The 11,764-nt window shown below is 67.4% G+C and carries 8 protein-coding genes; 7 read left to right on the top strand and 1 reads right to left on the bottom strand.

Translation table 11 applies throughout. The features are described 5' to 3' along the window. Positions 1-52 precede the first annotated feature (52 nt). The 7 genes from QNO03_RS05765 to QNO03_RS05735 all read left to right on the top strand — a co-directional run bounded on the left by QNO03_RS05765 (position 53) and on the right by QNO03_RS05735 (position 10,598). The gene (locus QNO03_RS05765) at positions 53-1,192 is read left to right on the top strand and encodes a GuaB3 family IMP dehydrogenase-related protein (RefSeq protein WP_289602448.1); all 1,140 of its coding nucleotides are present in this window, start codon (positions 53-55) and stop codon (positions 1,190-1,192) included. Positions 1,193-1,291: 99 nt separating this feature from the next. Then, positions 1,292-3,016, top strand: coding sequence for a glycerol-3-phosphate dehydrogenase/oxidase (locus QNO03_RS05760; RefSeq protein WP_289602446.1), 1,725 nt, complete (start codon positions 1,292-1,294; stop codon positions 3,014-3,016). A gap of 102 nt (positions 3,017-3,118) precedes the next feature. Then, positions 3,119-3,595 (top strand): PTS sugar transporter subunit IIA, encoded by a 477-nt coding sequence (locus tag QNO03_RS05755; RefSeq protein ID WP_289602810.1) that lies wholly within the window; start codon positions 3,119-3,121, stop codon positions 3,593-3,595. An 86-nt stretch (positions 3,596-3,681) separates the two neighbouring features. Then, entirely contained in the window at positions 3,682-4,500 is an 819-nt protein-coding gene (locus QNO03_RS05750; protein ID WP_289602444.1) for an SURF1 family protein, read from the top strand. Then, the gene (locus QNO03_RS05745) at positions 4,497-4,913 is read left to right on the top strand and encodes a DUF3817 domain-containing protein (RefSeq protein ID WP_229947368.1); all 417 of its coding nucleotides are present in this window, start codon (positions 4,497-4,499) and stop codon (positions 4,911-4,913) included. Before QNO03_RS05750 ends, QNO03_RS05745 begins: the two co-directional genes overlap by 4 nt. A gap of 83 nt (positions 4,914-4,996) precedes the next feature. Next, positions 4,997-6,586 carry a glutamine-hydrolyzing GMP synthase gene (gene guaA, locus QNO03_RS05740; protein ID WP_229947370.1) on the top strand — a complete coding sequence of 530 codons (1,590 nt, stop codon included), beginning with the start codon at positions 4,997-4,999 and terminating at the stop codon, positions 6,584-6,586. Positions 6,587-6,743: 157 nt separating this feature from the next. Continuing rightward, positions 6,744-10,598, top strand: coding sequence for a DUF4011 domain-containing protein (locus tag QNO03_RS05735; RefSeq protein WP_331460322.1), 3,855 nt, complete (start codon positions 6,744-6,746; stop codon positions 10,596-10,598). Between the two features lie 365 nt (positions 10,599-10,963). Here QNO03_RS05735 and cpaB read toward each other — a convergent pair whose 3' ends face one another. Continuing rightward, positions 10,964-11,620 carry a Flp pilus assembly protein CpaB gene (gene cpaB / locus QNO03_RS05730; RefSeq protein WP_289602442.1) on the bottom strand — a complete coding sequence of 219 codons (657 nt, stop codon included), beginning with the start codon at positions 11,618-11,620 and terminating at the stop codon, positions 10,964-10,966. Positions 11,621-11,764 lie beyond the last annotated feature (144 nt).

The following is an 11,764-nucleotide window of genomic DNA, read 5'->3' as shown; positions in this document are numbered from 1 at the left end:
TGGCCACATGAACTTTCCGGCGTACGCCCCGCACTGGGATAACCTAGGGGACGTGAGTAACGAGATTGAAATTGGCCGAGGCAAGCATGGGCGCAGGGCCTATTCCCTGGATGACGTGGCAATAGTGCCCTCGCGGCGCACCCGCGACCCACAGGATGTTTCAATCAACTGGCAGATCGATGCCTACCAGTTCGAGATGCCGGTGATCGGTGCGCCGATGGACTCGGTGATGTCGCCGGCGTCGGCCATCGCGCTCGGCAGGCTCGGCGGCCTCGGTGTGCTGAACCTCGAGGGACTGTGGACCCGCTACGAGGATCCGCAGCCGCTGCTGGATGAAATCGCGGCTCTCAGCAGCGACAACTTCAACCCCGCAGCCACCGCCCGCCTGCAGGAAATCTACTCGGCTCCCATCCGGGCCGAACTGATCAGCTCCCGCCTGGCCGAAATGCGCGACGCCGGGGTGACGGTTGCCGGGTCCCTGACCCCGCAGCGCACCCAGGAGTTCTACAAGACCGTCCTGGCAGCCGGCGTCGACGTCTTCGTTATCCGTGGCACCACCGTTTCGGCCGAACACGTGTCCAAGTCCGTTGAACCGCTGAACCTGAAGCAGTTCATCTACGAACTCGACGTCCCGGTGATCGTCGGCGGCGCGGCGGGCTACACCCCGGCACTGCACCTGATGCGTACCGGCGCAGCCGGCGTCCTCGTCGGCTTCGGCGGCGGCGCGACCACCACCACCCGCCGGGCCCTGGGCATCCACGCCCCGATGGCCACCGCCATCTCCGATATTGCCGAGGCACGGCGTGACTACATGGACGAGTCCGGCGGACGCTACGTGCACGTGATTGCCGACGGCGGCATGGGCACCAGCGGCGACATCATCAAGGCCGTCGCCATGGGCGCAGACGCCGTGATGCTCGGTTCCGCACTCGCCCGCGCCGAAGAGGCTCCCGGCCAGGGCTGGCACTGGGGCCAGGAAGCGCACCACAGCGAGCTGCCTCGCGGCGACAGGGTCCGGCTGGATACCGTCGGACCGCTGAAGGAAGTCCTCTGGGGTCCCTCCCACCACACCAACGGCACCTCGAACCTCATGGGTGCGCTGCGGCGGGCCATGGCCACCACCGGGTACTCGGACCTGAAGGCGTTCCAGCGTATTGAAGTGCTGGTTTCGCCGTACCAGTACAACCTGTAGTTCCTTACAGCGCAGGAATTCCGGCAGCGCTGACAAAGCGGGTGCGCAGTGCCTAGAGTGGACGCAGCTACGGCAGGACCCTAGAGAGGAACCTGGACCATGACTGCAGATGCCCTGAGCCCCGAGTACCGGACCGAGGCCATGGACACGCTCCGGGCCACCACCCGGCCAGGTAATGAACTGGACATCCTGATTGTCGGCGGCGGTGTGGTTGGGGCCGGCGCGGCCCTGGACGCGGTGACGCGGGGGCTGAAGGTCGGCATGGTGGAGGCCCGGGACTGGGCGTCGGGGACCTCGTCACGTTCCTCCAAGCTCATCCACGGCGGGCTGCGCTATCTGGAGATGCTGGACTTCGCCCTGGTCCAGGAGGCACTGAAGGAACGCGGCCTCCTGCTGCAGCGCATCGCCCCGCATCTGGTGAAGCCTGTGGCGTTCCTGTATCCGCTGACCCGGCGGTTCATCGAGCGGCCCTACGTCGGCGCCGGCATTTTCCTGTACGACACCATGGGCATGACCTCGGGGAACTCCCGCGGGGTGCCGAGGCAGAAGCACCTCACACGGCGCCAGACCCTGCGGATGGCCCCAAGCCTCAAGGATGACGCCATGGTGGGCGCCATCCGCTACTACGACGGCCAGGTGGATGATGCCCGGTACGTGGCCACCATGGCCCGCACATCCGCGCACTACGGAGCCGCCGTCGTCAACCGCCTCGCCGTCGTGGACTTCCGGCGCGAAGGGGAGCGCGTGGTCGGTGCCCGCGTCCGGGACCAGGAGACCGGTGAGGAATTCGACATCGCGGCGAGCCAGGTGGTTAATGCCACCGGTGTGTGGACGGATGAAACGCAGGCCATGGTGACCGACCGCGGACAGCTGAAGGTCCGTGCCTCCAAGGGTGTCCACCTGGTGGTTCCCCGGGACCGGATCCAGTCGACCGTGGGCATGATCCTGCGGACCGAAAAATCCGTGCTGTTCGTGATCCCCTGGGGCAGGCACTGGATCATCGGCACCACGGATACCGACTGGAACCTGGACAAGGCCCATCCGGCGGCCACCTCGGCGGACATCGACTACATCCTGGAGCACGTCAACCTGGTGCTCAAGACCCCACTGACCCGCGAGGACGTCGAGGGTGTGTACGCCGGCCTGCGGCCGCTGCTCGCCGGGGAAAACGATTCCACCGCGAAGCTTTCGCGCGAACATGTGGTGGCCCACCCGGTCCCGGGACTCGTGGTGGTGGCAGGCGGCAAATGGACCACATACCGGGTCATGGCCAAGGACGCCGTGGACGAGGCGGCACGGGCACTTGATGAGAAGGTCCCCGAAAGCTGCACGCAGACCATCCCGCTCCTGGGTGCGGTGGGCTACAAGGCGGCGTGGAACCGCCGGCACCGCACGGCTGATGAGTACGGGGTGCATGTGGTGCGGGTGGAGCACCTGCTCAACCGCTACGGCTCCATGGCCTATGACCTGCTTGAACTCATCAAGGCGGACCCGACCCTCGCGGAACCGCTGCCCGGAGCCGACGACTACCTGCGCGCGGAAGTGGTTTATGCAACCACCCACGAAGGTGCCCGGCACGTCGAGGACGTCCTGGCCCGGCGTACGCGCATCTCCATTGAGGCCTTTGACCGCGGCGTCTCGGCCGCTCCGGTGGCCGCGGACCTGATGGCACCGCTGCTGGGATGGGACCTGGAACGGGTGCAAAGCGAAGTCGCGCATTATCTGGCGCGGGTCGACGCGGAGCGCCTCAGCCAGGAGCAGCCGGACGACACAAGTGCCGACGCCGCCCGGCTGGCCGCCGAAGACATCGCCCCGCGCATCTAGCGCTGGTTGCTGCGGATCCACGGAAACGAAGAATGCTCCTTGAACGAACAACAGTCTCCGGCCCCTGAAAGCCCTCCGGACTCCCGGACGGGAGAAGTCTCCCTGCACGAATCGGGGGCGGTGCTGACCGAGCCCGGGCTCGTGATCCTCGAAATGGAAGCCGCAGACCGGTACGATGCCGCGGCGCAGCTGGCCGAGCGGTTGTACCGGGCCGGGCGGATCACCGATCTGGAGGGGTTCCTGGAGCAGGTCCGCGCCCGGGAACACCAAATGGCCACCGGCCTGCCCGGCGGAATCGGCCTGCCGCATGCCCGGAGTGGCTATGTCAAGGAAACCTCCATAGCGGTGGGCATCACCCGCTACGGCCACAGCGTGGATTTCGGCGCGTCCGACGGCCCTGCGACCGTGGTCCTGCTGATCGCAACCCCGGAGGCCTCCTTCTCCCATCACCTGGAGGTCCTGGCCACCCTCGCCCGGTCCCTGTTCAGGCCGGCCTTCCGGGATTCCCTGCGCCGGGCCAACGATGCGGAGGTCATTTCCGAACTGATCAACTCCTCCCTCGTCTTTTTTGACCACTGAGGCTTCCTGGGTGCCGAGGTGTCCTTGACTGCGGGGCCCGGAGCGGGCATTGGGTTTTCTACAGCTTGACGAAGTACCGTTAACGAGTGCTCAAAACTGCCCTGCAGCCGCGATGGATCGCCGGCCTGCTCTTTGCCCTCGTTATCTCGACGGTCTTTGTGCTGTTGAGCCAATGGCAGTTCTCCAGTGCCGAATCGGAAGATTCCGGCGAACCCCGGGCCACCGAAGACGTTCGGCCGCTGACTGAGGCCTTCACACCGGGCAAACCCATGTACGAAACCGAAGCCGACCAGATGGTCTCCCTGACCGGGACATTCGACCCCGCCCGGTCCGTCCTCGTGGAGGAGCGGCTCCAGGACGGCGAGATGGGCTACTGGGCGGTGACCGCCTTCAACGTCGACGGGGCACCCGCCGGCGAATTCATTCCGGTGGTCCGCGGCTGGGTCTCCGATCCGGACGACGTCACCGAGGCACCCGACGGCGCCGCCGCCGTCGTCGGCCGCCTGCTGCCTTCCGAGGCTCCGCTGCCCGCCACACCCGAGGACGGCCGCGTGTCCGCGCTCTCCACCGCCGAACTGATCAACCTGTGGGATGCTCCCGCCTACGCGGCGTTCGTCACCGCCACGGAGATCACCGTCGACGGCGCAGCGGCCGACCAGGGCAGCATGGAGACCGTGGTGGTGGGTGCCCAGCCGGAGGACACCCCGGTCAACTGGCTCAACATCTTCTACGCCCTGGAATGGATCGTTTTCGCCGGCTTCTCGGTCTTCCTCTGGTGGCGCCTGGTCGCCGACGAGCACCGCCGCAGCCTCGAGGATGACGAGTATGAGGACGAGTACGACGACGAGTATGACGACGCATCCGAACCCGAAAACGACCATCCCAGCAGCGAGGTAACCAAGTGACCGAATCCGCAAGCACCGCCAAGGCACCCAGGAAAAAGAAGCGCCGGTTTGGGGGTACCCACGCCCAGATCCGCTCGGCCCTGAAGTTCTACAAGGTCTTCTCCTACGTCACCGGTGTACTGCTGCTCGCCCTCGTGGTGGAAATGATCGCCAAGTACGGCTTTGACACCGAGATCATTGTCGGCGGAGTGAATCTTTCCATCGGCGTGCTCATCCTGCACGGCTGGATGTACGTGGTGTATCTGCTTTCGGACTTCCGGTTGTGGCAGCTGATGCGCTGGCCGTTCTCGAAGTTCATCCTGATTGCGCTCGGCGGCGTTGTGCCGTTCCTCTCCTTTGTGGTCGAAGGCCGCATCCACAAGCAGGTGCTGGCCGAGCTCGAAGCGCATCCTGAAGCGGCCAAGCGCTACTAAGGCAGTGTTGAGCCGCCGGTCCCCGGGGCCGGCGGCTCCGCGCCGGTGTGCATGCCCGGCGGCAGGCCGACTATCCTTGGAACGTGACTAATCCCGCGACTGATCCCATTGAAGAGCGGCCCGTCCTTGTTGTGGACTACGGAGCGCAGTACGCCCAGTTGATTGCCCGCCGGGTGCGCGAAGCAGACGTCTACTCCGAGGTGGTTCCCCACACCTACAGCACCGAGCAGCTGCTGGCGAAGAACCCGGCTGCCATTATTCTTTCCGGCGGCCCCTCAAGCGTTTACGCCGAGGGCGCCCCCAAGGTTGATGCCGACCTGTTCGAAGCCGGCGTGCCGGTCTTCGGCATCTGCTACGGCTTCCAGGCCATGGCTGCCGCCATGGGCGGCAAGGTCGCCAAGACGGGGCTGCGGGAATACGGGTCCACCGACGCACGCGTCGTCGGCGGCGCCCGGTCCATCCTCGAAGGCACCCCCGAGGAGCAGAACACCTGGATGAGCCACGGCGACAGCGTGCAGGAAGCACCCGAGGGCTTCGACGTCCTGGCCAGCACCGCCGGCGCGCCCGTCGCTGCCTTCGCCAACGAGGCGAAAGGCCTCTACGGGGTCCAGTGGCACCCCGAGGTCAAGCACTCGGCCCATGGCCAGGCCGTCCTGGAGAACTTCCTCTTCAAGGGCGCCAAGCTCGAACGCAGCTGGACCACCGGCAACATCGTCGAAGAGCAGGTCGCCCGCATCCGCGCCCAGGTCGGCAACGCCCGCGTCATCTGCGGCCTGTCCGGCGGCGTGGACTCCGCAGTGGCCGCAGCCCTGGTGCAGCGCGCCGTCGGGGACCAGCTCACCTGTGTATTCGTTGACCACGGACTGCTCCGTGAAGGCGAAGCCGAACAGGTGGAGCGGGACTTCGTGGCTGCCACCGGCGTCAACCTTTACGTTGCCAACGAGCAGGAACGCTTCCTCACTGCCCTGGCCGGCGTCTCCGACCCGGAGACCAAGCGCAAGATCATCGGCCGCGAATTCATCCGTGCCTTCGAAGAAGCCGAGCGGGCCATCATGGCCAAGGCCGAGGCAGAAGGCGAACCCATCCGTTTCCTGGTCCAGGGCACCCTGTACCCGGACGTCGTCGAATCCGGCGGCGGCGAGGGAGCAGCCAACATCAAGAGCCACCACAACGTGGGCGGGCTTCCGGAAGACATGAAGTTCGAACTGGTTGAGCCCCTGCGGGCACTCTTCAAGGACGAGGTCCGCGCCGTGGGCGCCGAGCTCGGCCTGCCGGCCGAAATTGTTGGACGCCAGCCCTTCCCGGGCCCCGGCCTGGGTATCCGCATTGTGGGCGAGGTCACGCACGAGCGGCTGGAACTGCTGCGCCGCGCGGACGCGATTGCCCGCGCCGAGCTGACCAGCGCCGGGCTGGACGACGAAGTGTGGCAGATGCCGGTAGTGCTGCTGGCCGATGTCCGCAGCGTCGGTGTGCAGGGTGACGGCCGGACCTACGGCCATCCGATCGTGCTGCGGCCGGTCTCCAGTGAAGACGCGATGACCGCCGACTGGTCGCGCCTCCCGTACGATCTGCTGGCCCGCATCTCCAACCGCATCACCAACGAAGTGGACGGAATCAACCGCGTTGTGCTGGACGTCACCAGCAAGCCGCCGGGCACAATCGAGTGGGAATAGCCTAAAGGGGACAGGGGACGGCCGTTTCGGCCGTCCCCTGTGTTGTCCCTGAGCTGTCCCCGCGTTGCTATGTTCGGGAAACCCCGCCCGACGCGATAGTTTTGAAGGTATGCCAATTTGGTCGAAAACGCGCGGAAGTGCAGAAAAGAGGGCACTAGTGTCTGAGCAGAATACCGGGGAGAATCCCTCGGACTTCCTGCTGCCGTGGCTGGGACAATTGGGACAGCATGCCGGAACGGACACCTTGCTCCATTTCACCCCGTCCGCCGCCAACAGCATCGACCTGACGCACGCGCATCCTTCCGGGCTGGCACAGCTGCTCGCCGGCCGCCGGACCCGCCTGTCCACCCTGCTGCGCGATCCCGACCAGTACGGTGCCGCCATGAAGGCAGGCCGCCTGCTGCGTGCGAAGATCTACGAGCTGGGCACCGACCGCGGCATCGACGTCGGCTACATGGCTGCCGGCACGGCGTCCTGGCGCTACGCCTCGGACGAAGCGCTCCGCCCCGAGTCCCTGACCGCCCCCGTGCTGCTCACTCCGGTAGCACTGACGGTCCATGCTTCGCAGGATGACTACGAGCTCCAGCTGACCGAAAAGGCAGCACTGAACCCCGCGCTGGTCCGCCACCTGCAGCACGAGCAGGGCCTGGACATCGACGTCGACGCCCTCACCCGGCTCGCCTACGGCACGGCACGCTTTGATCCGCACCCGGTGCTGGAAAAGCTCCGCGCCGTCACCGGCAGTGTCCGCGGGATCAACATCGAGCACCGGCTGCTGGTATCGACCTTCGCCGACCTCTCCGACCCCAGCGAAGACCCCGCGCTGGACCCCGCGCATCCGATCCTCCGCGCACTCATCAACGCGGCCCGGGACGGCTCCGCCGGCCCCGCCACCGCCGCACCGCTGGACCTGCCGGCACTGGATGAGCGCGACCCCGCGGATGAGCTGCTCATCCTCGACGCCGACCGGCAGCAGCAGGAAGTCCTGGACCGCATCAATGCGGGCCAGTCGCTGGTGGTCTCCGCCCCGGCAGGCACGGGACAGACCCAGACCGCACTGAACGCCGTCGCGGCCCTGGCCAACGCCGGCAAGTCGGTGCTGGTTGTGGCCGAACGGCGCAGCACCCTGAACCAGTTCGTTTCCGAACTGGACGCGCTGCAGCTGGGCTCACTGGTCCTGCAGGTCAACGCCGGGCTCACCCAGCAGCAGCTGAAGGACCAGCTGGTCCGGGCCATCGTGCGCAACGAAAAGTCGCAGGCTCCGGAGCTGAACAGCCTGCACAAGGTCCTGCTCGAGAACCGCCACCAGCTGCGTGACCACGTAAAGTCGCTGCACAACGTCCGCAGCCGCTGGGGCTGCTCGCCGTACCAGGCCATGCAGTCCCTGGCCGAGCTGACCTCGATGAACCCGGCACCGGCCACCACCGTCCGGCTCAAGCGAAGTGTCCTGGACAGCATCACCGACCGCACCGAACTTGGCGGCCGGCTGCGCCGCGCCGCTGAGCTCGGCAGCTTCAGCCGGGCTGCCACGGCGAGCCCGTGGTACGGCGCCAAGCTGCTCAACCGCAAGGAAACGGAAGAGGCCTACGAGCTGACCCAGACCCTTGCCGCGGACCTGCCCGCCCTGCGCGCCAAGGTCCAGGACGTGGCCGAACACTCCGAAATCCGCCTCGGTGAAACCTTCGCCCAATGGGGCGAGCAGCTGGAACTGCTGGTGGCCGTGCGCGAAAGCCTGGATAAGTTCACCCCGGACATTTTCGACCGGCCGGTAACCGACCTGATTTCCGCCACCGCATCCTCGTCGTGGCGCCGTGAGCGCGGCATCGACATGAGCTCCATGACCCGCTCCCGCCTGCGGCGCGTGGCCAAGGAATATGTCCGTCCCGGCGTGCACATTTCGGACCTGCACGCCTCCCTGGCGGAGGTCCAGCAGCAGCGTGCCGTCTGGACCCGTTACGCGACCACCCAGCGCCACCCGTCGGTGCCCACGGGCCTGGCGGAAATCAACCGCTCCTACCTTCTGGTGAAGCGCCAGCTGGATACCCTCACCGGCATCCTGGCGGAGACGCCGCAGCATCCGGACCTGGCCTCGCTGCAGCTGGACGAACTCGAGAAGCAGCTCAGCCAGCTGGCGGGGGACCGCGAAACCCTCGAGACGCTGCCCGAACGGACCCTGCTGCTCGACGAAATGCGTGCACAGGGCCTGGGGGAGCTGCTGGACGATCTGGCCAAACGCGAGGTCCAGCCCCGCCACGTCGGCTACGAACTGGAACTGGCCTGGTGGCAGTCCGCCCTTGAAGCCATGATCAGCGGAGACGACTACCTGGCCATGTCCGACGGCAACAGCCTGCGCCGCCTGGAAGCGGAATACCGGCTGGCGGACAACGCCCATATCGCCTCCGGCGGCTCCCGCCTGCGCTGGAGCCTGGCCTCGCGCTGGCGCGCCGGCGTCGCGGCATCAAGGGGCGCGGCGGAGGACCTGCGTGAGCTCATCAAGGACGGCGAGCTTTCCCTGGAAAGCCTGTCCGAAGAGTCCGAGGAACTCGTCTCGGCCCTCCTGCCGGTCTGGGCGGCAAGCCCCCTGGTGCTTCCGATGGTGCTGCCCGAGCACCGCCGCTTCGACACCGTGGTCCTGCTCGACGCCGAGTCCACCAGCCTGCAGTCCGCTATCCCGGCCCTGGCCCGCGCCTCACAGGTGATTGCCTTCGGCGACAGCTGCCTCGGTGGTCCCCGTCCGTTCACGATTGGCGTGGAACCCGCCGGGACCCAGCCGCAGCACGTGGACCTGGTCAGCGCCTTCGAAGCGCTGGAACGGGTCCTGCCCACCCGGTGCCTCTCCACCGTCTACCGGGGCACCGACAAGGCACTGCTGCGCCAGCTCAGCGATTCCTTCTATGGCGGCCGGCTCTCCATGATTCCCAGTGCGGACGAGGTCACCACCGGCCACCGTTCCCTCTCGGTGGAATACCTGCCCGACGGCACAGGCATGCCCAGCTCGGACCACGAAGGCGTCGAAAGCGTCGCAGCCGAGGTCAACCGCGTGGTTGACCTGGTCTTCGAACACATCCGGCGGCGCCCGCACCAGTCCCTGGGTGTCATCACCGCCAGCCCGCGCCATGCGGTACGGGTGGCAGAGGCGATCCGGGTCCAGATGGCCAACTTCCCCTGGGCGGCCGATTTCTTCACGGCGAAAGCCGAGTCCTTCCGGGTTGTTCCGGTGGACCGTGCCGTCGGCATGGTCCGGGACTGCGTGATCTTCTCCCTCGGGTTCGGCCGGACTCCGCATGGCCGTGCCCTGCATAACTTCGGCCCGCTCTCGGCACCGGACGGACGGAAGAAGTTCGTCACGGCCATGACACGGGCACGCTACAAGCAGCATGTGCTGACCTGCTTCCAGCCCGCAGACCTGGACCGGACCCGGCTGGGCTACGGTGCCCTGGACTTCTACGAACTCATCAAGCGTGAGCTCGAGCCGGAGACCGGCAGCCGGGAAGCACCAACCGGCGGCGGGATCCTGGAAGAAGATCCCTTGGTCGCGGACCTGGTGGGCCGCCTGCGTGAGCGCGGCGCCAAGGTGTGGGACCACTACGACGGCGGCGCCATCGACATTGTTGCGGCAGCTCCGCATTCGGCGGACCCGACGGGCAATCCCGCGCCGCTGGCCATTGAATCCGATGGCACCGAACGGTACCGGGCCATGTCCGTCCGCGAACGCAGCCGGCTCCGGCCGCAGCTGCTGGAACGCCGCGGCTGGAGGTACATGCCGTTGTGGACTATTGAAGTCTTCAGCGACCCGTCCGCCTGCGCCGATCTGGTCAGCCGCTCCCTTGAGCTGCCGGAAATCCCCGTGGGCCAGCAGCCCGTACCCCGCACTGCCGGGGAGGGTTCCGGCCGGACCCGCCCCGCGGAAGATCCCCGGGTAGGCAAGCAGGTCAAGGTCACCCCGCACGGAAGCAGCCGCATGCGCGAACGGAGGGCGGGGTCAGGCCCCGACACCGCCGCAGGAGAGTGAGCTATGACGGACGATCCAGTTCGGCCTGAAGAAGCGGGGGAGCCCGGAGCCGCGGCAGAGCCGCAGGCTCCGGGGCCCTCGGCCGCACCCCGCAGGCGCGGGAACCGGCGCGCGGTTTCGGCGGGTCCCGCCGGCGTGCTGCCGGTGTCGGCCAAAGAAGACAATCCCCGGGCCTGGGGCGCCCCGCCCGAGGATACAGAGGATACCGGGGATACCGAGTCTTGGCTGCGGGAGCAGCGCCCCCCGCACTGGGAATAACCGGGCGCCTGCCGGTGTGTCCCGGGAGTAGCCGGCAGCCTACCGGACGCCTGCCGGTGCGGCCCGGGTTGCTGGCCGGACTCCGGCAGTCCGGCTGATCCGGACAGCTAGCCCGTCAGGACCAGATGGATGCCGCCCGTCCCGGAGGCGGCAGTGAGCCGGGCTGCGTTCTCCCGGTCCGCAGCCACGACCACCAGGCCTTCGCCGCCGCCGTTTCGCGGCCAGCCGCCGGCAGGCTCAGCTCCGGACACCCACAGCACCGGTACAGAGAAGGCCAGGACAACCGCACCGTTTCCGTCCTCAGGGGATATCCCCGTATTCCATGCGGTGTCGGCGCCCGCCACCACATTAACCAGCTGTCCCGGCCTCAGGAGCCCGAGGACGGATGGGTCTGCCGGGCGGAGCGGCACGGCCACCGAACCTGCCGGAGCACCGGTCAGGAGTCCTGGTCCGGCCAGGGAAAGCTGTGTGACGGGACTGCCCCGGAGCAGCGGAGTCGCGAGTCGTTGGCCAATGAGGGAATCAGGATGGTTCCGGGCGCCAGGCGGCACCGCGTCGGCGGGCACCCGGACTGTCTCCAAGTCCCCGGCGTCCAGAAGCGTACCTGCGGGGAGGTCCCGGGCGGCCTGGACCAGTACGGAGCGCTCCGCGGTGCCGGGGACCAGCGACTCTACTGCCGACCCTGCCGCGGCGCAGCAGGCCAAGGCTGCCAGCAGGCGGCGGTGGCGGACAAGGAAGCGCCGGAACCTGGAGAGGCGGTCCACGGAGCCTGCGGACGGCCGGGGAAACGCGGCAGTGCCGGAAGTATTTCGGCTAGGGGAGCGGCGCAAAGACATGCCGCCACGCTAGCCACCGGGCATCCCGGGGCAGGTGCAGCTTCCGCGGATGTGGTCCCGGAGCGGCCGACC

The sequence above is a fragment of the Arthrobacter sp. zg-Y877 genome, from assembly GCF_030373105.1.
Classification (GTDB): Bacteria; Actinomycetota; Actinomycetes; order Actinomycetales; family Micrococcaceae; genus Arthrobacter_B.
The sequence above is the reverse complement of the archived record's forward strand: the minus strand, read 5'-3'. Positions and strand labels throughout refer to the sequence as shown.